22 protein-coding genes are annotated in these 21,668 nt (G+C 58.7%); 11 read left to right on the top strand and 11 right to left on the bottom strand.

Translation table 11 applies throughout. The features are described from left to right. Positions 1–72 precede the first annotated feature (72 nt). Positions 73–1,905 (bottom strand): dihydroxy-acid dehydratase, encoded by a 1,833-nt coding sequence (ilvD, locus tag GOW93_RS16275; protein WP_170386654.1) that lies wholly within the window; start codon positions 1,903–1,905, stop codon positions 73–75. A gap of 107 nt (positions 1,906–2,012) precedes the next feature. Between ilvD and GOW93_RS16280 the strand changes: the two genes are divergently transcribed. From GOW93_RS16280 to GOW93_RS16295, 4 genes are all read left to right on the top strand, one after another. Then, positions 2,013–2,576: a helix-turn-helix domain-containing protein gene (locus GOW93_RS16280; RefSeq protein WP_170386657.1), complete on the top strand. Its 564-nt coding sequence runs from the start codon at positions 2,013–2,015 to the stop codon at positions 2,574–2,576. Further along, positions 2,554–2,850 (top strand): CBU_0592 family membrane protein, encoded by a 297-nt coding sequence (locus GOW93_RS16285; RefSeq protein WP_254443634.1) that lies wholly within the window; start codon positions 2,554–2,556, stop codon positions 2,848–2,850. The genes GOW93_RS16280 and GOW93_RS16285 overlap by 23 nt, the downstream gene beginning before the upstream one ends. A gap of 78 nt (positions 2,851–2,928) precedes the next feature. Then, complete coding sequence (gene sseA / locus GOW93_RS16290; protein WP_170386660.1) at positions 2,929–3,783, top strand: 3-mercaptopyruvate sulfurtransferase; 855 nt, start codon at positions 2,929–2,931, stop codon at positions 3,781–3,783. Then, complete coding sequence (locus GOW93_RS16295; protein ID WP_170386663.1) at positions 3,783–4,967, top strand: aromatic amino acid transaminase; 1,185 nt, start codon at positions 3,783–3,785, stop codon at positions 4,965–4,967. The genes sseA and GOW93_RS16295 overlap by 1 nt, the downstream gene beginning before the upstream one ends. A 67-nt stretch (positions 4,968–5,034) precedes the next feature. On the opposite strand, the gene GOW93_RS16300 is transcribed toward GOW93_RS16295, so the two are convergent. Continuing rightward, entirely contained in the window at positions 5,035–6,360 is a 1,326-nt protein-coding gene (locus GOW93_RS16300; protein WP_170386666.1) for an ammonium transporter, read from the bottom strand. A gap of 33 nt (positions 6,361–6,393) precedes the next feature. Beyond that, positions 6,394–6,732 carry a P-II family nitrogen regulator gene (locus tag GOW93_RS16305; RefSeq protein WP_170386669.1) on the bottom strand — a complete coding sequence of 113 codons (339 nt, stop codon included), beginning with the start codon at positions 6,730–6,732 and terminating at the stop codon, positions 6,394–6,396. 257 nt (positions 6,733–6,989) lie between these two features. On the opposite strand from GOW93_RS16305, the gene GOW93_RS16310 reads away from it, so the two are divergent. Then, a complete protein-coding gene (locus GOW93_RS16310) occupies positions 6,990–9,173 on the top strand; it encodes a transglycosylase domain-containing protein (protein ID WP_170386672.1) in 2,184 nt (727 codons plus the stop codon). Between the two features lie 58 nt (positions 9,174–9,231). Here the strand turns inward: GOW93_RS16310 and leuB are convergent, their stop codons facing one another. Then, entirely contained in the window at positions 9,232–10,335 is a 1,104-nt protein-coding gene (leuB, locus tag GOW93_RS16315; protein WP_170386675.1) for a 3-isopropylmalate dehydrogenase, read from the bottom strand. Between the two features lie 91 nt (positions 10,336–10,426). Between leuB and GOW93_RS16320 the strand changes: the two genes are divergently transcribed. After that, positions 10,427–10,954, top strand: a complete 528-nt coding sequence (locus GOW93_RS16320; protein WP_170386678.1) for a redoxin domain-containing protein — start codon at positions 10,427–10,429, stop codon at positions 10,952–10,954. A gap of 119 nt (positions 10,955–11,073) precedes the next feature. Here the strand turns inward: GOW93_RS16320 and GOW93_RS16325 are convergent, their stop codons facing one another. From GOW93_RS16325 to leuC, 5 genes are all read right to left on the bottom strand, one after another. After that, positions 11,074–12,117 carry an endonuclease/exonuclease/phosphatase family protein gene (locus tag GOW93_RS16325; protein WP_170386681.1) on the bottom strand — a complete coding sequence of 348 codons (1,044 nt, stop codon included), beginning with the start codon at positions 12,115–12,117 and terminating at the stop codon, positions 11,074–11,076. Continuing rightward, positions 12,114–12,944: a hypothetical protein gene (locus GOW93_RS16330; protein ID WP_170386684.1), complete on the bottom strand. Its 831-nt coding sequence runs from the start codon at positions 12,942–12,944 to the stop codon at positions 12,114–12,116. Before GOW93_RS16330 ends, GOW93_RS16325 begins: the two co-directional genes overlap by 4 nt. Before the next feature lie 330 nt (positions 12,945–13,274). Beyond that, positions 13,275–13,880: a 3-isopropylmalate dehydratase small subunit gene (leuD, locus tag GOW93_RS16335; RefSeq protein ID WP_170386686.1), complete on the bottom strand. Its 606-nt coding sequence runs from the start codon at positions 13,878–13,880 to the stop codon at positions 13,275–13,277. Positions 13,881–13,922: 42 nt separating this feature from the next. Beyond that, entirely contained in the window at positions 13,923–14,477 is a 555-nt protein-coding gene (locus tag GOW93_RS16340; RefSeq protein ID WP_170386690.1) for an HdeD family acid-resistance protein, read from the bottom strand. A 37-nt stretch (positions 14,478–14,514) separates the two neighbouring features. Next, positions 14,515–15,918, bottom strand: a complete 1,404-nt coding sequence (leuC, locus tag GOW93_RS16345) for a 3-isopropylmalate dehydratase large subunit (RefSeq protein WP_170386693.1) — start codon at positions 15,916–15,918, stop codon at positions 14,515–14,517. Between the two features lie 242 nt (positions 15,919–16,160). On the opposite strand from leuC, the gene GOW93_RS16350 reads away from it, so the two are divergent. The 4 genes from GOW93_RS16350 to GOW93_RS16365 all read left to right on the top strand — a co-directional run bounded on the left by GOW93_RS16350 (position 16,161) and on the right by GOW93_RS16365 (position 19,040). After that, positions 16,161–17,513 carry a mechanosensitive ion channel family protein gene (locus tag GOW93_RS16350; RefSeq protein WP_170386695.1) on the top strand — a complete coding sequence of 451 codons (1,353 nt, stop codon included), beginning with the start codon at positions 16,161–16,163 and terminating at the stop codon, positions 17,511–17,513. A gap of 165 nt (positions 17,514–17,678) precedes the next feature. Next, positions 17,679–18,038, top strand: a complete 360-nt coding sequence (gene rsfS / locus GOW93_RS16355; RefSeq protein WP_058276550.1) for a ribosome silencing factor — start codon at positions 17,679–17,681, stop codon at positions 18,036–18,038. Between the two features lie 44 nt (positions 18,039–18,082). Then, entirely contained in the window at positions 18,083–18,553 is a 471-nt protein-coding gene (rlmH, locus tag GOW93_RS16360) for a 23S rRNA (pseudouridine(1915)-N(3))-methyltransferase RlmH (RefSeq protein WP_170386698.1), read from the top strand. Between the two features lies 1 nt (position 18,554). After that, the gene (locus tag GOW93_RS16365; protein WP_170386701.1) at positions 18,555–19,040 is read left to right on the top strand and encodes a flavodoxin family protein; all 486 of its coding nucleotides are present in this window, start codon (positions 18,555–18,557) and stop codon (positions 19,038–19,040) included. A gap of 3 nt (positions 19,041–19,043) precedes the next feature. Here the strand turns inward: GOW93_RS16365 and GOW93_RS16370 are convergent, their stop codons facing one another. Both GOW93_RS16370 and GOW93_RS16375 read right to left on the bottom strand, forming a co-directional pair. Further along, entirely contained in the window at positions 19,044–19,391 is a 348-nt protein-coding gene (locus tag GOW93_RS16370; protein WP_170386866.1) for a hypothetical protein, read from the bottom strand. 35 nt (positions 19,392–19,426) lie between these two features. Then, the gene (locus GOW93_RS16375) at positions 19,427–20,137 is read right to left on the bottom strand and encodes a DUF599 domain-containing protein (protein WP_170386704.1); all 711 of its coding nucleotides are present in this window, start codon (positions 20,135–20,137) and stop codon (positions 19,427–19,429) included. Positions 20,138–20,217: 80 nt separating this feature from the next. On the opposite strand from GOW93_RS16375, the gene GOW93_RS16380 reads away from it, so the two are divergent. Beyond that, positions 20,218–21,666 (top strand): FAD-linked oxidase C-terminal domain-containing protein, encoded by a 1,449-nt coding sequence (locus tag GOW93_RS16380; protein ID WP_170386706.1) that lies wholly within the window; start codon positions 20,218–20,220, stop codon positions 21,664–21,666. Positions 21,667–21,668 lie beyond the last annotated feature (2 nt).

Here is a 21,668-nt window from a genome sequence, read left to right on the forward strand (position 1 = left end):
TGGTGTGTTTCGGACGCGGGAGCGTTTTCTGATTTGGAAAGGTAGGCTTTGGAACCTGCCTACCTCGACAGGTTAGACCTGACGCACAGCCCCTTTTGCCGCGCTGGTGGTCAGCTTGGCATAGGCCTTGAGCGCCGTGGACACCTTGCGTTTGCGCGGTTCGGCTGGTGCCCAACCTTTTTCGTCCTGCTCCTCGCGACGCGCTGCCAGTTCTTCGTCGGACACGGCAAGATGGATGGAGCGGTTGGGGATGTCGATCTCGATCTTGTCGCCCTGACGCACCAAACCGATCTCGCCACCCTCGGCGGCCTCTGGTGAAACGTGGCCGATCGACAGGCCCGAGGTGCCACCCGAGAAACGGCCGTCGGTCAGCAGCGCACAGGCCTTACCTAGCCCTTTGGATTTCAGATACGAGGTGGGGTACAGCATTTCCTGCATGCCCGGGCCGCCACGCGGGCCTTCGTAGCGGATTACCACCACGTCGCCCTCTTTGACCTTGCCGGTCAGAATGTCGTTTACGGCTTGATCCTGGCTTTCGCAGACATAGGCCGAACCGGCGAAGGTCAGGCTATTGGCATCCACACCTGCAGTTTTCACGATGCAGCCGTCACGAGCGATGTTGCCAAACAGAACCGCCAAACCGCCGTCCTGGCTGAACGCGTGTTCCTTGGAGCGGATCACGCCGCCTTCACGGTCGATGTCCAATTCCTTGTATCGGTTCGACTGGCTGAACGCCTGCGTGGTGCGCACGCCACCCGGGGCGGCCTTGAACAGCTCCTGCGCCTTGGGGTTGTTGGCGACCTTGATGTCCCAGTTGGCGATTGCCTCGCCCATGGTGCCGGAGTGTACCGTGCCGCAATCGTCATGCAGCAACCCGGCGCGGCTGAGTTCACCGAGGATCGAGAAGATGCCGCCAGCACGGTGGACGTCCTCCATATGCACGTTTTCGGTGTTTGGCGCGACTTTGCACAGACAAGGCACTTTGCGGCTGAGCCGGTCCATATCCGCCATGGTGAAATGCACCTCGCCCTCATGCGCGATGGCCAGAAGGTGCAGAACGGTGTTGGTCGAGCCGCCCATGGCGATGTCGAGGCTCATCGCGTTCTCGAAGGCTTCGAAGGTGGCGATCTCGCGGGGCAGGAAACCCTTTTCGTTCAGATCATAGTGGCGTTTGGTGATCTCGACGATCCGGCGACCGGCTTCAAGGAACAGCTCTTTGCGATCCGCGTGGGTGGCCAGCGTCGAACCGTTGCCCGGCAGTGCCAGACCCAGTGCCTCGGCCAGACAGTTCATCGAGTTGGCGGTGAACATGCCCGAGCACGATCCACAAGTGGGGCAGGCGTTTTCCTCGATATGCTGCACCTGTTCGTCGGTGTACTTGTCATCTGCCGCTGCAACCATCGCATCCACAAGGTCGATCTTCTTGACGTCCAGATCGGTGATGTCGATCTTGCCGGCCTCCATCGGCCCGCCCGAGACAAAGATGGCCGGAATGTTCAGACGCATCGCAGCCATCAGCATGCCGGGGGTGATCTTGTCGCAGTTCGAGATGCAGACCATCGCGTCGGCGCAGTGGGCGTTGACCATGTATTCCACCGAATCCGCGATCACCTCGCGCGAGGGCAGCGAATACAGCATCCCGTCATGGCCCATGGCGATGCCGTCATCCACCGCGATGGTGTTGAACTCTTTGGCAACGCCGCCTGCGGCTTCGACTTCGCGCGCGACCATCTGGCCCAAGTCCTTCAGGTGCACATGGCCGGGGACGAACTGGGTGAAAGAGTTGACGATAGCGATGATCGGCTTGCCGAAGTCGCTCTCAGTCATGCCGGTGGCGCGCCACAGGCCACGGGCACCGGCCATGTTGCGGCCATGGGTGGAGGTTCTGGATCGGTACATTGGCATGATGCTGTTTCCCTTTTGCCCCGGTTGCGATATTCGGGATGCGTACGTTATAGCGCACGTACCACATGTGCGCTATAACGCACAAGAGGATTCGAAAGACGATTGATATGGCACCGGAAGACATAACGCTGAAACTACGGGATGTACGCGCGGCTGCAGGGCTGAGCCTGTCCAAGGTTGCTGAAATGACCGGCGTCAGCAAAGCCATGCTGGGCCAGATCGAGCGTGGTGAATCCAGCCCGACCATCGCGACGCTGTGGAAGATTGCCAAAGGATTCCAGCTGCCGCTCAGTGCGCTGATCGGATCGGCGGCGCTGCGCGACACTGCTACGCCGGACGTGTTCCGCACCGTGACCTTTCCCGGCAGCATCGAGGTCAAGATCGTCTTTCCCTTTGATCCCGCCCTGAGGGCCGAAACCTTCCACGTCGATCTTGCGCCGAACCAGAGCCACGAATCCGCTGCCCATGCCACCGGCGTGACCGAGGAGGTCTTTGTTCTGAACGGCTCGCTCGAGATTCTACGGGATGGCGAATGGGTGCCGCTGCAGGCTGGGCAGGGACTGAGGTTTGCGGCGGACCTGCCGCATGGCTACCGCGCGGGCGAAAAAGGCGCGGCGTTTCTGAACATGCATCATTATGCACAGCTTGATGCGCTGGCCGCGATTGGCTGAGACCATGGCCGCGTTTCTCAATAATTTGACACTGGCCGATGCCATCGGGTCTTTCGGGGCTCTGATTGTTGTAGCCGCCTATTTCGCTACTCAGATGCGGATGATGAATTCCGAGGACCTGGCCTTTCCGGTGCTAAACCTCGCCGGGTCGGTTCTGATTGTTTACTCGCTGCTGCAGAATTTCAATCTGGCCTCGATGCTGATCGAGGGGTTCTGGATTTTGATCAGCTTGATCGGGATCGTCCAGTTTTTCCGACTGAGAAGCACGCGATAGCCCCGTAAGACCCCTTCCAGTCTTGAACCCGCATGTCCGCACGTATAGGGACAGATCAAGCGCTTTGGGGAGGCTTTGATGAAGGACGATCCGAAAACCCTCGTTTCAACCGAATGGCTTGCAGCTCATATCAAGGATCCGGACCTGCGAATTCTGGATGGGTCCTGGTATCTGCCGCAACAGGGGCGGGACGCCAAGGCGGAATATGACGCGGCGCACATTCCGGGCGCGCGCTTTTTCGATATTGATGAAATTTCCGACCTGCGCTCGGATCTGCCACATATGGCGCCTCCGGTTGAAAAGTTCATGTCGCGGATGCGGGCAATGGGCGTAGGAGACGGTCATCAGGTTGTGGTCTATGATGGTGCCGGGCTGATGTCCGCCGCGCGTGTCTGGTGGCTGTTCCGCCTGATGGGGCAGGAAAACATCGGCGTTCTGGATGGTGGGCTACCAAAGTGGCAGGCCGAGGGTCGAGAGATCGAAGATCTGCCCCCTGTCATCCGCGACCGCCACATGACGGTGCGCGTGCAGAACCATTTGGTGCGGGATGTGACACAGGTCGCAGCCGCCGCCAAGCTGGCTGATCATGAGATCATCGATGCCCGTTCTGCCGGTCGCTTTGTCGGAACCGAGCCGGAACCGCGTGAAGGGCTGCGCTCGGGCCGTATTCCGGGATCGCGCAACGTGCCTTTTGGTGAACTGCTGAACAAGAACGGTACCATGAAATCGCCCGACGACTGCCGTGCTGTGTTCGAGGCCGCAGGTGTGGACCTTTCAAAACCCGCCATCACCTCTTGCGGGTCGGGTGTGACAGCCGCAATCCTCAGCCTTGCGCTTGAGCGCATGGGCAAGAAAGATCATTCGCTTTATGACGGCTCCTGGGCCGAATGGGGTGCCTTCCCGACCCTGCCCGTCGCAACCGGAGAGAACTGATGTTCGAACATCTCAAACCGCAGCCCGCCGACAAGATTCTGGCGCTGATGCAAATGTACCGCGACGATCCGCGCGATCAAAAGATCGATCTGGGTGTCGGTGTCTATAAGAATGCCGAGGGCGTGACCCCGGTGATGCGCGCGGTAAAAGCCGCCGAACAGCGCATTTGGGAAGAACAGGAAAGCAAGGCCTATACAGGTCTGGCGGGTGATCCGGCATATTCGGACGCCATGATCAGCCTGATCCTGGGTACCTCCGTGGCACGGGGAAACATTGCCGCCGTGGCGACTCCGGGCGGCACCGGTGCCTGCCGCCAGGCGTTTGAGATGATCCGCATGGCCAACCCCTCGGCGCGCGTGTTCGTGTCGAATCCGACTTGGCCGAACCACTTGTCGATCCTGAACTATCTGGGGATGGAGACGGTCCAGTATCGTTACTTCGATGGCGAGACCCGTGGCGTCGATTTTGACGGTATGGTCGAGGATCTAAAAACCGCCAAGGCGGGCGACGTGGTTCTGCTGCATGGCTGCTGTCACAACCCGACCGGTGCCAACCTGAATATGGTACAGTGGCAGGAGGTCGTGGACCTGATTAACGCGCAAGGCCTCGTGGCGATGATCGACATTGCCTATCAAGGCTTTGGCGACGGCCTGGAAGAGGACGCGCAGGGTGCGCGTCTGGTGGCCTCATCCGTCAAGGAATGCCTGATCGCGGCGTCCTGTTCCAAGAATTTCGGAGTCTACCGCGAGCGTACCGGCCTGCTGATGGCTATCAGCGCCGACGCCGGACAGACTGCTCTGAACCAAGCCACGCTGGCGTTTCTGAACCGCCAGAACTACTCGTTCCCGCCGGATCACGGTGCGCGGGTTGTGACCACGATCTTGACTGACGACGCGCTGCGCGCTGATTGGGCCGCTGAACTGGAAGAGGTGCGCCTGTCCATGCTGGGTCTGCGTCAGCAACTGGCCGATGAATTGCAGCGCTTGACCGGCTCGGATCGGTTTGGCTTTGTGGCACAGCATCGTGGCATGTTCTCGCGTCTGGGTGCTGCGCCCGAACTGGTCGAAAAGCTGCGCGCTGATCACGGCATTTACATGGTCGGTGACAGCCGCCTGAACATCGCCGGTCTGAACGCGACCACTGTTCCGATTCTGGCGAAGGCAATTGTCGACGTCGGTGTCTGAACCAATCAGTGAACAAAAGAAAACCCGGGCGCAAACGCCCGGGTTTTTTTGTTGGATGGGTTGCGGCTTAGCCCTTCGAAAACTCTGGGTAGGCTTCCATGCCCAGTTCGCCCATGTCGAGACCGTTGATCTCTTCTTCTTCGCCGACACGTAGGCCGGTGGTGGCTTTGATGACCGAGAACAGCACATAGCTGACCACGAAGACAAAGGCACCGATGGCTGCAAAGCCGATGATCTGGGTCACAAAAGATGCGTCACTGTTGGTCCATGCGACAATGAATGTGCCCCAGAAACCGGCGATCAGGTGAACCGGGATCGCGCCAACAACGTCGTCGATCTTCATGCGGTCCAGCATTGGAACAGCGAAGACCACGATCACACCACCTACAGCACCGATGATCAGCGACTGGAACAGAGACGGCGCCAGAGGTTCGGCGGTGATCGACACCAGTCCGGCCAGTGCGCCGTTCAGGACCATGGTCAGGTCGACCTTGCCGAACATCAGCTGCGTCAGGATCAGTGCGGCAACGGCACCGGCGGCTGCAGCCATGTTGGTGTTGGCAAAGATGCGGCTGATGTCGGCAATGTCACCGATCGTGCCCATGGCCAGTTGCGAGCCACCGTTGAAGCCGAACCAGCCCAGCCACAGGATGAATGTACCCAAGGTCGCCAGCGCCAGATTCGAACCGGGGATCGGAACCACTTTGCCGTCTTTGTTGTACTTGCCGATCCGCGGACCCAGCACGATGGCACCGGCCAGCGCTGCGAAACCACCTGCGGCGTGGACCAGAGTCGAACCAGCAAAATCGCTGAATCCCATCTCGGACAGCCAACCGCCGCCCCACTGCCAGGACGCCTCGATCGGGTAGATGATACCGGTCAGGACGATCACGAACAGGAAGAATGGCCACAGTTTGACACGCTCGGCCATGGTACCCGACACGATAGAGGCGGTGGTGGCGCAGAACATCAACTGAAAGAAAAAATCCGATCCGACCGAGGCATAGGACAGATCGGCATTCACACCGTCCAGCCCGACAGCCTCTAGCGATGCGGGCGAGATAGCGCCCAGAACGCCACCGATCATCCAGCCGTCACCGGGGTACATCAGCCCGTAGCCAACCAGCCAGTACATGATGGCTGCAAAGGAAAACAGGCCCATGTTCTTGACCAGCTGCATGGCCACGTTCTTGGACCGCACCAAGCCAGCTTCAAGCATGGCAAAGCCAGCGGCCATCCAGAACACCAGAAAGCCACCGACCAGGAAAAGCAGTGAAGTCAGGATAAATTGCGTGTGCTGCGCGGTCTCGCCGCCAGCGGCCTCTTGTGCAAGGCCCATCTGCGGCAACGCGACGATCGCGGCAGCAGGGATGAGGGATTTCATCAGGTTCATGTGTCTTCCTCGAATGCTAGTGAGTGGCGGCGCTTAGAGCGCCTCTTCGTTGGTTTCCCCGGTCCGCACGCGCATGGCCTGCTCGACGTCGAGGACGAAAATCTTGCCGTCGCCGATCTTTCCGGTTTTGGCAGTTGTGGTGATGGTTTCGACGATCTGGTCGGCCATCGCGGCTGGCACCACGATTTCCAGTTTGATCTTGGGTACGAAGTTAACGGCGTACTCGGCGCCGCGATAAATCTCGGTGTGACCCGACTGCGAGCCAAAGCCCTTAATTTCGGTCACCATCATGCCGCGTATGCCTGCGTCGGTCAGTGCTTCGCGCACCTCCTCAAGCTTGAACGGCTTGATAGTCGCAATGATCAGTTTCACGTCTTTCCCCTCTTCTGCTTCGGCATGGCCGGTATTTTGCACATGCAGAAAAAAGCGTGCCTGAGGTCAGTAAGGAACGATTCACAGGGTCGAATGTTGGGGTAAACAGGGCCGAGGTGCACAATTTTTGCACAAATTAACGTATTCGATTAAAAATTGAGCAATGCGGAGAGGCCGCATACGGGAAAATCATACCTCTACTTCACACGCACGACAGGGTATGGTGCGTCAAAACGAAAACCGGGCAGAGTTTGAGCATGACTGAGTCCAGGCGCCGCAAGACACCTCTAGTTGCGGATAAAAGATACCCGTCGAAAGGGCGCAAACCCAAGACGACAAAACGTACGGCGAAACCCGCGGGTAAGAAGGCGGCCGCGCGTAAAACGACGACTCGCAAGACGACGCGGAAGAAGACCCGTAAGAAATCTGGTGGCAACGGGGGTGGGTTTTTTCGCCGCCTGTTCCATTGGATCTGGCGTTTGATTTGGCGCATCACATGGCGTGTGGGTGCGGTCGTCGGCATACTGCTCGCTTTGGCGGTCGGGGTTGTCTACACCACGCTGCCCGATGTTGATGCCCTGTTGGATGGCCGTGCGCGTGGTTCGGTCACCTTGTTGGACCGCGATGGCAAAGTGTTCGCTTGGCGCGGAGATCAGTTCGGTGGTGTAATTACCGCGGACACAGTCTCACCCCATCTCAAGAATGCTGTCGTTGCCACCGAGGATAAGCGGTTCTACCGCCATTTCGGTGTCAGCCCCCGTGGTGTCGCCAGCGCCGTGCGTATTAACCTGAGCGAAGGGCGCGGGCCGCTGTCCGGTCACGGAGGCTCGACCATTACCCAGCAGACGGCCAAGCTGCTGTGTCTGGGGGTTCCTTATGTGCCCAGCGAATGGGACTCCGAGGCCGCCTATGAATCCGATTGCCGTCAAGGCTCGCTTTGGCGCAAGGCCAAAGAGGCGGTCTACGCGATGGCGATGGAGGTGAAATACTCCAAGGACGAGATTCTAACCATCTATCTGAACCGGGCCTTCCTGGGTGCGGGTGCGCGCGGCTTTGAGGCTGCGAGCCAACGGTATTTTGGCATTTCCGCAGCCGAGGTGAACCCGTCTCAGGCGGCTATGCTGGCCGGTCTTCTGGTGGCACCGACACGATATGCGCCGACGAACAACCTGCAACGGTCGCAGGATCGGGCGCGGCTGGTCATCGGGCTGATGGAGGCGCAGGGCTATCTGACAGCCTCGCAGGCCAGCAAGGCGCGCGGCAACCCGGCGCAGCTGTCCGAGGCCGCGGCCGCCCGGGCCGGGGGATATTTCGCCGATTGGGTCATCACCGAACTGCCCAGCTTTTTCGGCTCCGACACCACCGATGATGTGGTGATCCGTACCACATTGGACCAGCGCCTTCAGAAATCGGCAGAAGAGGCGCTGAAATACATTTTTCAGGAAAAGGTGCGCGAAGGCTCTAAGGCGCAGGCCGCGATTGTCGTGATGTCAGCCGATGGTGCCGTGCGGGCCATGGTCGGCGGTCGCAAGACGCGGGTATCGGGCGCGTTTAACCGGGCCACACAGGCGCTGCGTCAGACCGGGTCGTCCTTCAAGCCGTTCGTATATGCGACGGCGCTGGAACTGGGGTATTCGCCGCTGGATACGGTGATGGACGAACCCTATTGCATCAATATCCCCGGATCCGGGCAGTGGTGCCCCAAGAACTATACCAATAAGTATTATGGCCGGGTCACGCTGGCAGATGCGCTGAAGAATTCGCTGAACATCCCAGCGGTGAAAGTGGCCGAGGTCGCCGGGCTGGACAATGTCCGCACTGTGGCAAGTGAGTTTGGCATCGAAAGCGATCTGGCCGAAGGCCCAGCGCTGGCGCTTGGCGCTTCGGAAAGCACACTGATCGAGATGACCGGGGCCTATGCGGGTATCCTGAACGGTGGCTCGGCGGTGGAGCCTTATGGTCTGACCGAGCTGAAGCTTCTGGGCGATGATGCCCCTCTGATGGTGACGACCACGGGTATTGGCGAGCGGGTGATCAACGACAAGGCGGCCAAGCAACTGACCTGGATGATGGAGCGCGTGGTGTCCGAGGGTACTGGTGGACGGGCTCAGTTGCCGGGATGGCAGGTGGCGGGTAAGACCGGCACGACTCAGGCGGCGCGTGATGCGTGGTTTATCGGGTTTACTGCGGATTATGTTGCCGGTGTCTGGATGGGCTATGACGACAACACACCTCTGTCCGGAGTGACCGGTGGTGGCCTGCCCGCCGAAATCTGGAAGGAAACCATGCTGCGTGTGACCGAAGGGATGACTCCGACGCCGCTGCCGATGCTGGCACCTGATCCGCCGCAACGGACCGCCCAGCCGCAAAGGCAGCGCCGACGTCAGGGCGGGTTCGAGAACGCCATCAATAATTTGCTGAATAATATTTTCGGCAACTGAAGCACAAAAAAAAGGCGGTGTACCGACACCGCCTTTTTCGTTGAAATCAGAGGTCCGATTAGAGGCTGCTGTCCAGCGCCGCCAGAATCGCGTCACCCATCTCGGTGGTCGAGACCGGGGTCACGCCCTCATCGGCCAGAAGATCACCGGTGCGGACACCGTCCGCCAGAACCTTCTCGATCGCGGCTTCCAGACGGTCTGCTTCTTCGCCCTGATCAAAGCTGTAGCGCAGCGCCATGGCAAAGCTGAGGATACAGGCAATCGGGTTGGCCTTGCCCTGACCCGTGATATCGGGGGCCGAGCCGTGCACGGGCTCGTACATCGCCTTGGGGCGGCCATTGGCCATCGGTGCGCCCAGAGACGCCGAGGGCAGCATGCCCAGCGAACCGGTCAGCATCGCGGCACAATCCGACAGGATGTCGCCGAACAGGTTGTCGGTCAGGATCACGTCAAACTGCTTGGGCGCGCGCACCAACTGCATCGCGCCGTTATCGGCATACATATGGCTCAGCTCAACCTCAGGGTAATCCTTCGCCACGCGTTCCACGACCTCGCGCCACAGAATGCCCGATTCCATCACATTGGCCTTCTCCATCGAGCAGACCTTTTTGTTCCGGCGCATCGCCAGTTCAAAGGCCGAGCGCGCAGCGCGTTCGATCTCGGATTCGGTGTAGCGCTGGGTGTTGATACCCACGCGTTCATTACCTTCTTCGAAGATACCGCGCGGCTCGCCGAAATAGACGCCCGAGGTCAGCTCGCGCACGATCATGATGTCCAGACCGGCGACGATGTCTTTTTTCAGCGACGAGAAATCCGCCAGCGCGTCAAAGCACTGTGCCGGGCGCAGGTTGGAATACAGGTCCATTTCCTTGCGCAGGCGCAGCAGGCCGCGCTCGGGCTTGAGGCTGAAATCCAGATCGTCGTATTTCGGACCACCGACCGCGCCCAGCAGAACAGCGTCCACTTCTTGCGCCTTGGCCATGGTCTCATCCGATAGCGGTTTTCCGTGCGCATCATAGGCGGCGCCACCGACTAGATCCTCGCTCACGTCAAAGTGAAGGCCGCGCTTTTCGCCGAACCAATTGATGATTCTGCGCACTTCTGCCATGACTTCCGGGCCAATTCCGTCTCCGGGCAGGATGAGGAGCGAGGGGTTGGACATGAACGGTCTCCTTGCGTTTCGTCGCAAAGGCCCTAGCGTCTGCGCCGCATCGGGTCAATGAGACGAACCCGCCAATTCACGAGGAAAACACATGTTGATACCGGGAAATCCAGTCCCCGCGCTAAAAATCGAAACCGTGGGCCATGGAACGTTCGATCTTGACGCTGACAAGGGCGAGAACGGCACACTGGTGATTCAGTACCGTGGTCTGCACTGCCCAATCTGTATCAAGCAGATGAAAGAGGTCGAAGCGGCGCTGGACGATTTCGCAGAACTGGGGATCGAGGTGATCATGGTCACCACTGACACGGCAGACCGCGCTGCAGAAACGGTCGAAAAGGCCGGGGTATCGCGGTTACGCGTTGGCCATAGTTTGCCAATGGCAACAGCGCGCGATGACTGGGGACTGCATATCTCGACTGCGCGCGAAGGTAGTGCCGAGCCCGCCCTGTTTGCCGAACCCGGGCATTTCTTCATTTCTCCCGAGCGGACGTTGTACTACGCGTGGCAACAGACAACCCCCTTTGCCCGGCCCGCAATGTCCGACATTGTCGGCGGCCTGAAGTTCACTTTGAGCAACAATTATCCGCCACGCGGGACATATACCGGCGCGCTTTGAGGGCCATCTTTCAGCCCTTAGTTTAACAAATGTCAGACCCAGCGCATGCAACGGGTCTGACGCAAAGGGTGCGGAGTGGTCAGCCAGACCGGAGGCAATTGGCGTTGAGATCTGAAGGGTCAATTCAAAGGTCTGTCGGGTACGGCCACGTCGACCCAAACCAACCGATGTCTGCTGGCCTGCGAAGCTGCCTCGTGCAAGGATGTGCCCTCTTCAGGCCAGATTATGCCTGCACCCGTGACCTGCAGCCCGACAGAAGGCAAAACATAGTCCACCCGCATTTCCCCCACAGCTTTCCAGTCCACTGTAGTTAGCGCACCAGTGGAATCAGCGGGCATCGGGTCCTGCAGGCGTGGATCGGCCAGCAGGGTCTGGATTGCTTCTCTACGTCCTTCTCCGCGCTCAGGGTCCAGATTCGCGTCCCCTGCGATCACAAACGGGGCGGTGGGCCTGCGCCCCAGTTTGCCGTCCAGAACCAAAGACCAGAGGCGGATTTCATCGCGGTTGCGCAGTCCGTTGCGATCTTCCGGCCCGTCAAATACCGGTGGCGCGGCATGAAATGTCATAAGGCTTAAAACGCCGATAGGCGTGTCTACAGGCACGATCCAATGGGCCAAAGCGGACAGGCGCTGAATGCGCTGAGCGTCTTCCGAAGGGAATGGCCCGTCTTCGGTGGCTGGCAAATGTGCATCCGGAAGGTCACGCCAGAGTAGCCCGGTGAAGTCCTGCACGTCGGCGGCGTGAATTGGGTAACGCGACAGCACCACAAGCCCGCCTTGGCCGGTGAAGCGGCCCCAGCCCTGCGCGTCGGCCGGGCCGTAAACTCGCCCGTCTCCATTCAGGTCCAACGACGTTTCAAGACCGGCATTGGGTTGGGCAGAAAAGTGGTAAGGGTAATCCAACCCAGCCGCTTGCAACCGCCTGACCAGAGCCGTCACGGCCAAACCATCCATATCCCAGTCGATGCCCTGCAGTGCGAGGATATCAGGATGCGCGGCCACCAACACATCAACAACCGCCTGCACCTGCGCATCACCGCGCCGAATATCGCGCAGCAAAAGGCCTGGCCCGTCGCGGCTGAGTTCCGTGTTATAGGTGGCGATACGAACTGTTTCTGCCTGCGCTATGACCGGCAGCAACAACAGCAGAAGGATGCGGATCATGCGGCCTGTGTAGACTCAGCAGTGGAATAAGCGCGGCGTTTTTCGACGATCAGATTTGCGATGCGCAATGTCGCCATACCGCGCATGATCATACTTGCAGGCAGGAACGCCCAGGCGCTTAAGGTCCAGATCAGGGTCTGAGGATTGCTCAGCGAGATCGGGTTTGCGTAAATTGTCAGCAGTTTGATCAGTGCCGGGATCAGGAATGGCAGCAACACCCCGATCGAGATGTTCAGGCGCCCGTCACGTTGCAGGCGGTTAACGACGTCACCGCCGTTGGTCGGGTCGAACAGCGGCAGATTCGTCCAGACATTAAAAGCACCGTTGCCAGTGGGCCAACCGCGTATCTTTACCGCGTAAGCAAAGCTTGCAATCGTCACCAGCGCCGCTACATAGGCCGCGCTGGCTGAGATACGGACCAGTTCAATCAGAGACGGGCTGGCATCTGATGGCAGCATCAGGATGATCAGCCGGACCGGCGAGTAAGGGAAGTCGACTATGTTGGCGACACCCAGCCCGACGGCGTAAATCGCAGCGGTCAGATCGGTCGGCGCATATATGTTTTTACAGATCAGTGTCAGGAACGTGACCATGGTCATCAGCCCGACAAAGCGCAGCCGGTTCACAGGCGGTGCGTCGCGGAATTCGATAAAGCTGGGGAAGGCTGAGTTATATTCGGCGAAGGTCAGAAAGAATGCGAGAATGGCGAGAAAGACGACGATCTCGGTGCCATTCGTTGACGATACGGGCAGGTACAACGCGGGCGTCAGCACCATCAGTGCGACCAATATTCCACGAATCGTCGCCCCAGTTGTGCGCGCAATCACTATCCGAACCCTTTCCAAACCGGATTAGCCGATTCTTTGCCGACCTAGTTCCAACTTGTGCCCGCCGCGTTTGTTTTTGACGGTTGCCTCTATATTGCCAACATTGACGATAAGCGGCATTTCGCTCAAGCCAAGGCGCAGAAAACACGCCATTTAGGGCAAAAAGATGGCGCAACTGGTGCGGTATTGCATCATTTCTGACGCAAATCCGACGTGTATACCAATGTGATGCCTATATGTTGTGGTTTGGTGGTTCCATCACCCAAGAAAGAGAATGGGGCCGCATTTGCGACCCCATTAGGTTGAGTAATTCAAAACTCTTTCCCAGAATCACACCCAGGGACGAGCTTGGTTCGCGTGATCTTCGAACTTGTCGATGTGGTGGTCTTTTTCCATTGTCAGGCCGATGTCGTCCAGACCGTTCAGCAGGCAGTGCTTGCGGTGCGGGTCGATGTCGAATTCGATCTCGACACCATCCGACGTGGTGATCTTTTGATCTTCCAGATGCACGGTCATGCGGGCGTTTTCGCCCTTATGCGCGTCATCCATCAGGATCGCATGATGCTCTTCCTCGACAACGATGGGCAGGATGCCGTTCTTGAAGCAGTTGTTGAAGAAGATGTCCGCAAAGCTGGTTGAGATCACGACCTTGATGCCGAAATCCTTGATCGCCCAAGGTGCATGTTCGCGCGACGAGCCGCAGCCGAAGTTGTCGCCTGCAACCAGAATCTCGGTTTGGCGATAGGCGGGTTTGTTCAGGACAAACTCTTCGTTTTCCTGCCCGTCGTCGTGATAGCGCATCTCATCAAACAGCACGACGCCAAGGCCGGACCGTTTGATGGTTTTCAGGTGCACTTTTGGGATGATCATATCTGTGTCGATATTGATCAGTGGCATTGGGGCGGCCACCCCGTGGACTTTTTCAAACTTTTCCATGTTCACACTCCTGCGGGAGAGGGCCGCGCCCATGCCCCGCGTTTAAGCTTGTTTCGCTTCTGTAGTTTCGTCTTTGGGGGCGTCCTTGACGAAGAACGCCATGAAGACCAGGCCGAGCCCGTTAAAGATCATCTCGATGCCCAGCAGGATGCCCAGCAATTGCAGCAGCACAGCCGGTTCTGCGGCGGCAAAACGCCAGATCAGGATCGCCAGAACGATCGACATGATGCCCGAGATCAGCGTCGCCCAGAAATACTGTGTTCCACGCATCTGGAACGACAGGATCACCCGAGCGATGCCGCCTGCCATGAACAGGATCAGACATACGGTAGCCAATGTGACTGTTCCCTGCAGCGGGTGATCCAGAAAGGACCAACCGAGGAACAGCATGACAACGCCCATGATGAGCGACAGAATCTTGTTACCGGTTCCCTCGATGGTGAAACCGCCGACAACTTGCAACGCGCCCGAGATCAGCAGCAACACACCGGTTACCACTGTCACGGCAATCGACGCCACCGCCGGTGCGCCCAGTACAAAGATACCAAACGCTATCGACAGAAGCCCCAGCAGGAGCCATTTGATCCAGTCACTCATGTCTTCAATCCCTCAAATATCTAGATATGAGGGCACCTTACATCAATTCACGGACGTCTGTCAGCCGTCCTGTGAGTGCCGCTGCGGCAGCCATGGCGGGGCTGAGAAGGTGGGTCCGCCCACCGCGACCCTGACGGCCTTCGAAGTTGCGGTTTGAGGTCGCGGCACAGCGCTCGCCCGGCTGCAACTGGTCGGGGTTCATCGCCAGGCACATCGAACATCCGGCCAGGCGCCATTCGAACCCGGCCTCTTTGAAGATATCTGCCAGACCTTCTTCTTCGGCCTGAGCGCGGACAAGACCTGAACCCGGCACGACCATGGCGCGCATCCCGTCCTTGATCTTCTTACCTTTCAAGATCTCAGCCGCGGCGCGCAGGTCTTCGATTCGACCGTTGGTGCAGGATCCGATGAAAACAGTGTCGATTTCCACGTCGCTCAGCTTTTGACCAGCTTCCAGCCCCATGTATTCGATCGAACGACGGGCCGCGTCGACCTTGCCGCCTTCGAAATCCTCGGGATGCGGTACGGAGGCAGTGATCGGCAGCACGTCCTCGGGGCTGGTGCCCCAGGTCACGACCGGCGCGATGTCTTCACCACGCAGGGTAATGACCTTGTCGTAATGCGCGCCTTCGTCGGTGTAGAGTGTTTTCCACCAGTCCATTGCGGCTTCCCACTGAGCCCCTTTCGGTGCATGGGGGCGGCCTTTGACATATTCAAAGGTGGTCTCATCCGGTGCGATCAGACCGGCGCGGGCGCCGCCTTCGATGGCCATGTTGCAGACGGTCATGCGGCCTTCCATCGACAGATCGCGGATCGCTTCGCCGCAATATTCGATGACATAGCCGGTGCCGCCGGCGGTCCCAGTTTCACCGATCACGGCCAGAGTGATATCCTTGGCGGTCACGCCCGGCTGCAATTTACCGGTGATCTCGACCTTCATGTTCTTGGACTTCTTCTGGATCAGCGTCTGGGTGGCCAGAACGTGCTCAACCTCGGACGTGCCGATGCCGTGCGCCAAAGCGCCAAACGCGCCGTGGGTGGCGGTGTGGCTGTCGCCGCAAACAACGGTCATGCCGGGCAGGGTCCAGCCTTGCTCAGGGCCAACGATGTGCACGATGCCCTGACGGACGTCATTCACCGGGTAATAGTGAATACCGAAATCCTTGGCGTTCTTGTCCAGTGCTTCGACCTGAATGCGTGATTCCGGGTTCTCGATTCCGTTCACGCGATCAGGCGTGGTGGGCACGTTGTGATCGGGCACGGCGATGGTCTTTTCCGGGGCGCGCACCTTGCGGCCCGCCATGCGCAGGCCTTCGAACGCCTGCGGGCTGGTTACTTCGTGCACCAGGTGGCGGTCGATATACAGCAGGCAGGTGCCATCGTCGGCTTCATGCGCGACATGGGCATCCCAGATCTTGTCATAGAGTGTTTTGGGGGACATTGGTCCTCTCCCGTATTTAAATGAGAAATAGCTGGCGAGTGGCTGGACGCGCCTTATAGGCGGGCCAGAACCGTGCGGGCGGCCCCAAAGAACCGTTCACGCAGGCGCGTGCGGTCTTGCAATGTTGGTGCAGGGGCCAATGTGAGTCTCATGCGCACCAGATATATCGGGCTTTGCCGTCAATCAAGGTTCAAAACCGCGGCAGGGTTGCATCGCCCTGCGCAGGTGTTCAAGTTGGCGATATGAATAAAGACCTTATCCCCAGCTCGCTGTCGGACCTCTACGACAACATGGTCGCGAGCTTTTCCGAGCAATTTGCAGAACTTGTCGAGCTGATCGTGACGCCGGGATGGCGACAACACCAGCTTTTCATCATTCTGGTCCTGTGGGCAGTGGCCTATGTTCTGAATCTGGTGACCCAAGGACGATGGGAGGCCTGGGCCCGGGCGCGCACCGGCTGGCCCAAGTGGCGGCTGCGCGTTCTGGTGCAGCTGATGCAGCGACTGACGCTGGTCTATTTCGTGGTGATCTCATGGGCACTGTATCTGTTGATGCAGCAGGTCACATGGCCTTCACGCAGCTACATAATCGGCGTGGTTGCGACTCTGGCGCTGGCGTGGCTGGCTATTGCGTTGGTTGCGAGGCTGGTGCGTAACCGGACACTGCGGAAGATATTCAAGTGGGTCATGTGGATCTACGCAACACTGGTTGCCTTGAATCTGACCGACGACGTGGCCGGTTTTCTGGACGGGGTGGCGATTTCCATAGGTGATCTGCACATCTCGGCGCTGGGTATCATCAAGGCGGTTTTGCTGATCGGTGTTTTGCTGACATTGGCCCGCATCGGCACCCGTGCGGCTGAACGGGGGTTGCAGAACAATGACGATATCACCCCGTCGATGCAGGTGCTGCTGGCCAAGGGCATTCAGGTGCTGCTTTACGGCGCGGTGTTCATGGCGGCGATCCGCACGCTGGGCTTTGACCTGACCGGTATCGCGCTGTTGTCTGGTGCGATTGGTGTGGGTATCGGGTTTGGCCTGCAAAAGGTGGTATCGAACCTGATATCAGGGATCATCATTCTGATGGATCGTTCGATTAAACCCGGCGATGTGATCTCGTTGGGTGACACGTTCGGTTGGATCAACGCGCTGGGCGCGCGCTATGTTTCGGTCGTCACGCGGGATGGGCGGGAATATCTGATCCCAAACGAGGATCTGATCACCAATCAGGTGGTGAACTGGTCGCATTCAGACAAATTTGTTCGGCTTGATCTGAATTTCGGCACCAGCTATGGCGATGACCCCCATAAGGTACGCGCCACTGCGGTCCGATCCGTGAAAACAGTCGCTCGGGTGCTGAGCGGAGGCTCACATGAACCTGTCTGTCACATTATCGGTTTTGGCGACAGTAGTGTTGACTACGTTTTGCGGTTCTGGATCAGCGATCCGACCAAGGGGCTGACCAATATCCGGGGCAATGTCTATCTGGCTTTGTGGGACGCGTTTCAGGAAGAAGATATCTCATTGCCCTTCCCGCAGCGCGAGGTGCGCATACTGCCCGAAGACGCAGACGCGCAACAACTCGCCAAAGAGTGAGCCTGCATCACCGCCAGAAACTGCCTGTTCATTGAATTGTTGCAATCCCCTTGCTACCTTAATAATACCCCGGCGCCGGGGTTCTGGCGGCGCGCAGCAAAGGAGGACTATGTTCTGTCTCTACATACCCAGGCGGGTTTGCCCGCCGATGATCGGGCCAGTGTAATGGCTCACTCTCAGTCAATCAGCGACAAGCTGCTTGAACGTATCCTTTCCTCACTTTCCGATGACAAGGCCGAAGACGTCGTGCAGATCAACCTGCAGGGCAAATCCTCGGTTGCGGATCACATGGTGATTGCCTCGGGTCGGTCGACCCGTCAGGTCTCGGCCATGGCAGAAAAGCTGACGGATCGCATCAAGCAGGAATTCGGTTTCACCTCGAAGGTCGAAGGCAAGGATGCCGGCGACTGGGTGTTGATCGATACGGGCGACGTGATCGTCCATATCTTCCGCCCCGAAGTGCGTGAATTCTATCAGCTGGAAAAGATGTGGCTGCCTCAGGGCGGCAGCGCCTCGGCCAACTGAGGCGCCATCCCGGCCTGCATTAACAGGTCGGAGGCGAGAGATATATGCGTATCAGCATTTGTGCGGTCGGGCGATTGCGTGCCGGACCGGAGAAGACCCTGCTTGACGATTATCTGACACGATTTGACCGGACCGGGCGTGGCTTGGGCCTTGGTCCAGCACGGGTGATCGAGGTTGAGGGCAAGAAAAACGCAGGGATGGGCGCCGAGGCCGCCCTGCTGCGCAAAGCGCTGCCTAAAGGCGCGGTGATCTGTACGCTGGATGAGCGGGGGCGTGTTATGTCCTCACCTGATTTTGCCAAGAAACTGGGCTTCTGGCGCGACGCCGGGCGGCAGGATCTGGCGCTGATCATTGGCGGAGCCGACGGGTTAGACCCTAGTCTGCGCGCCGAGGCCGACTTTTCCATCTCATTCGGGTCGATGGTCTGGCCCCATATGCTGGTCCGTGTGATGCTGGCCGAGCAACTTTACCGGGCCGCAACCATCCTGTCGGGCGGCCCCTATCACCGGGTCTGACATGGCGCAGCTTTTGATCGTTTACCATTCGCGCACTGGCGGAGCCCGGCAGATGGCCGAAGCGGCGGCCGCGGCAGGGAGTGACGAAGCCGATGTTGTGTTAAAAACCGCAGATCAGGCCGGGCCCGAGGATTTGCTGGCCGCAGATGGCTATATCTTCTGTGCGCCTGAGAATCTGGCGGCCATTTCGGGGCTGATGAAGGAATTCTTCGACCGTTCGTATTATCCCGTCTTGGGCAGAATCGAAGGCCGCCCTTATGCGCAAATGATCTGCGCCGGGTCCGATGGAGAAAACGCGGCGCGCCAGACCGCCCGCATCGCCACTGGTTGGCGGCTGAAAGAGGTTCAACCGCCGCTGATCCTCTGCACCCATGCGCAGACGCCCGAGGCGATACTGGCCGAAAAGACCATTCCCGAGGAGCAGCTTGAGCAATGCCGCGAGATTGGTGCAGCGATGGCCGCAGGGCTTAGCATGGGCGTGTTCTGAGCTTCAGTTCAGACCCACAACCGTGGTGCCTTCGTTCCAGCCATCGACATTGCAGCGCGCCTGAATCTGGACCTGCGTGAGGCCCTCGGGAACCACAACGCCACTTAGCGAACGGGTGAATGGTTGCTCATTTTCATGCGGATGATGCAGCACGCGCATGCCCAGTTCATTGCCATCCATATCCAACACGCGCCAACCATCGGCATAATGATCCCAGCCAGTATCAGGGTGCCGGATCGTCACATCAAATCGCCATGTATCGCCGCTCTGACGGGCAGAGACATTTTCGATCACTGCAGGATCGGCAAAAGCGGGGCTGGCTAACAGGGTGCCGAGAATCAGATATCGCATAAAGAGACCATAGGCGGCGAAGCGGGGCATCGCCATCACGACTCTGTGTTGGGTGGCAGGGTCAGCAATACCGAACGTGAATGAGACGCAAATTCCCGCCGATACAGTACGCCGAAGGTGACGAGGGTGCCGATGATCAGTGCCACGGGCCCCAGAATCCACGTGACCGACGCCAGCGCGAAATAGGTCGCGCGTAAGGCGCGATTGAAACTGCGTGCTGCTGTGACACAGATCTCGGCCGCTTGCGCAGCACGGGGATAGGCCTGCGGGTCTTCCGAATCGTTTGGCACGGCAGCCATCAGCACCCCGCAATAGCCGAACAGGCGATGCGCCCAAACATATTTCAAAAACGCATTGGACAGAAATGCCAGCACGACCAGAATCTTAATCTCCCAGACCAGCGCCGGGGCGCTGCCGATGGCCAGATCCTGCGCCACCCCGGCCAGACGTTCAGTATTGCCCAGCAAAGCCAGCCCGCCACCAATGGCAATCATTGTGGTCGAGGCGAAAAACGTGCTGCCCTGCCGCATGCTGGCCACCATTTGCGCGTCGAACATGCGCGGTTGACGCGTCACCATCTCGCGCATCCAGTCGCGACGGAAATCATCCATCATCATCGTAACAGATTTCCGGTTAGGTGAAGGGTTGTCGATCCGCCACCCGATCCCCTGCCAGGCAAAGAACAGCAACAGAATGGCGGCATAGTCGAGCGGTGAAAACACCAGGGCGCGTTCGATCCAGGTCATGGTCGTGACACTACGTGTGGATGAGGGAACTTGCCAGATAGAGAAATTGGTAATAATAATTTACCAAAAGGGGGTTCGCCATGGACATGCCAACACCAAACCCTGACATCCTTCGACGCAAAGCTGAAGTTTTGCGCCGGTTGTTGCAGGTTTTGCCGGAAGATGCGGTGATTCATGACCCGGCAGAGACGCGCGCCTATGAGTGCGACGCGTTGACAGCCTATCGCTGCCCTCCGATGCTGGCGGTCCTGCCGTCCAGCACACAGCAGGTCTCGGACGTGCTGCGTATCTGCCATGAAGAAGGTGTGCCTGTGGTTCCACGCGGGTCTGGCACGTCGCTGGCGGGCGGGGCGCTGCCGACTGCGGATTGTGTCATTCTGGGAATTGCCCGGATGAACGAGGTGCTGGAGACCGATTATGATAACCGCTTCATCCGTGTTCAGACCGGCCGCACCAACCTGAGCGTGACCGGTGCGGTCGAGGAAGAGGACTTTTTCTACGCGCCCGATCCGTCCTCGCAATTGGCCTGTGCGATTGCGGGCAATATCGCCATGAACTCGGGCGGGGCGCATTGTCTGAAATATGGTGTGACCACCAACAACCTGATGGGCGTGAAGATGGTCCTGATGGATGGCAGCGTCGTCGAGATTGGTGGCGCGCATTTGGATGCGGGTGGTCTGGACCTGCTGGGTGTCATCTGCGGGTCCGAAGGGCAGTTGGGCGTGGTGACCGAGGCCACGCTGCGCATTCTGCGCAAGCCCGAAGGGGCGCGGCCCGTTCTAATGGGTTTCGATGACAACGAGGTCGCGGGACAATGTGTGTCCGACATCATCAAGTCGGGCATCCTGCCGGTGGCGATCGAGTTCATGGACACGCTCTGCATCAAGGCTTGCGAGAATTTCGCCCATGCGGGGTATCCGGATTGCCACGCGTTGTTGATTGTCGAGGTCGAAGGCTCGGAGGCTGAAATCGACGATCAACTGTCGAAGATCATCGAGATTGCCAAGCGTCATAACCCAGTTGAACTGCGCGAGAGCCAGTCGGATGAGGAAAGCGCCAAAATCTGGTTGGGTCGGAAATCGGCCTTTGGGGCGATGGGGCAGATGAACGATTATATGTGCTTGGATGGCACGATCCCCGTGACTTCGCTTCCCGAAGTCCTGCGCCGGATCGGAGAGTTGAGTGAAGAATATGGCCTGCCTGTCGGAAACGTATTCCACGCAGGCGACGGCAATATGCATCCGTTGATCCTGTTTGATGCCAACAAACCCGGCGATCTTGAGAAATGCGAGGCGTTTGGTGCCGACATCCTGAAGCTTTGTGTGGATGTGGGTGGCTGCCTGACCGGCGAGCATGGGGTGGGTATCGAAAAGCGGGATTTGATGTCTCATCAATACGCGCCTGAGGATCTCGAGGCGCAGATGGCCGTCAAGGATGTGTTTGATCCGAACTGGTTGCTGAACCCTGCCAAAGTTTTCCCTCTTGATGTATCCGAATCCCGTCGGGAAGTGCGGGTTGCTGCGGAATAGCA

Source organism: Ruegeria atlantica (assembly GCF_013032455.1).
Lineage (GTDB): Bacteria > Pseudomonadota > Alphaproteobacteria > Rhodobacterales > Rhodobacteraceae > Ruegeria > Ruegeria atlantica_B.

Coding starts and splice junctions, on each gene's coding strand:
- GOW93_RS16325 (WP_170386681.1), bottom strand. CDS start 12,117: ATGATCCGCATCCTTCTGCTGTTGTTGCTGCCGGTCATAGCGCAGGCA.
- GOW93_RS16340 (WP_170386690.1), bottom strand. CDS start 14,477: ATGAGTGACTGGATCAAATGGCTCCTGCTGGGGCTTCTGTCGATAGCG.
- leuD (WP_170386686.1), bottom strand. CDS start 13,880: ATGGAAAAGTTTGAAAAAGTCCACGGGGTGGCCGCCCCAATGCCACTG.
- GOW93_RS16300 (WP_170386666.1), bottom strand. CDS start 6,360: ATGAACCTGATGAAATCCCTCATCCCTGCTGCCGCGATCGTCGCGTTG.
- GOW93_RS16365 (WP_170386701.1), top strand. CDS start 18,555: ATGGCGCAGCTTTTGATCGTTTACCATTCGCGCACTGGCGGAGCCCGG.
- rlmH (WP_170386698.1), top strand. CDS start 18,083: ATGCGTATCAGCATTTGTGCGGTCGGGCGATTGCGTGCCGGACCGGAG.
- leuB (WP_170386675.1), bottom strand. CDS start 10,335: ATGTCCAACCCCTCGCTCCTCATCCTGCCCGGAGACGGAATTGGCCCG.
- GOW93_RS16285 (WP_254443634.1), top strand. CDS start 2,554: ATGCGCTGGCCGCGATTGGCTGAGACCATGGCCGCGTTTCTCAATAAT.
- GOW93_RS16295 (WP_170386663.1), top strand. CDS start 3,783: ATGTTCGAACATCTCAAACCGCAGCCCGCCGACAAGATTCTGGCGCTG.
- GOW93_RS16280 (WP_170386657.1), top strand. CDS start 2,013: ATGGCACCGGAAGACATAACGCTGAAACTACGGGATGTACGCGCGGCT.
- rsfS (WP_058276550.1), top strand. CDS start 17,679: ATGGCTCACTCTCAGTCAATCAGCGACAAGCTGCTTGAACGTATCCTT.
- GOW93_RS16375 (WP_170386704.1), bottom strand. CDS start 20,137: ATGACCTGGATCGAACGCGCCCTGGTGTTTTCACCGCTCGACTATGCC.
- ilvD (WP_170386654.1), bottom strand. CDS start 1,905: ATGCCAATGTACCGATCCAGAACCTCCACCCATGGCCGCAACATGGCC.
- leuC (WP_170386693.1), bottom strand. CDS start 15,918: ATGTCCCCCAAAACACTCTATGACAAGATCTGGGATGCCCATGTCGCG.
- sseA (WP_170386660.1), top strand. CDS start 2,929: ATGAAGGACGATCCGAAAACCCTCGTTTCAACCGAATGGCTTGCAGCT.
- GOW93_RS16320 (WP_170386678.1), top strand. CDS start 10,427: ATGTTGATACCGGGAAATCCAGTCCCCGCGCTAAAAATCGAAACCGTG.
- GOW93_RS16350 (WP_170386695.1), top strand. CDS start 16,161: ATGAATAAAGACCTTATCCCCAGCTCGCTGTCGGACCTCTACGACAAC.
- GOW93_RS16380 (WP_170386706.1), top strand. CDS start 20,218: ATGGACATGCCAACACCAAACCCTGACATCCTTCGACGCAAAGCTGAA.
- GOW93_RS16310 (WP_170386672.1), top strand. CDS start 6,990: ATGACTGAGTCCAGGCGCCGCAAGACACCTCTAGTTGCGGATAAAAGA.
- GOW93_RS16370 (WP_170386866.1), bottom strand. CDS start 19,391: ATGCGATATCTGATTCTCGGCACCCTGTTAGCCAGCCCCGCTTTTGCC.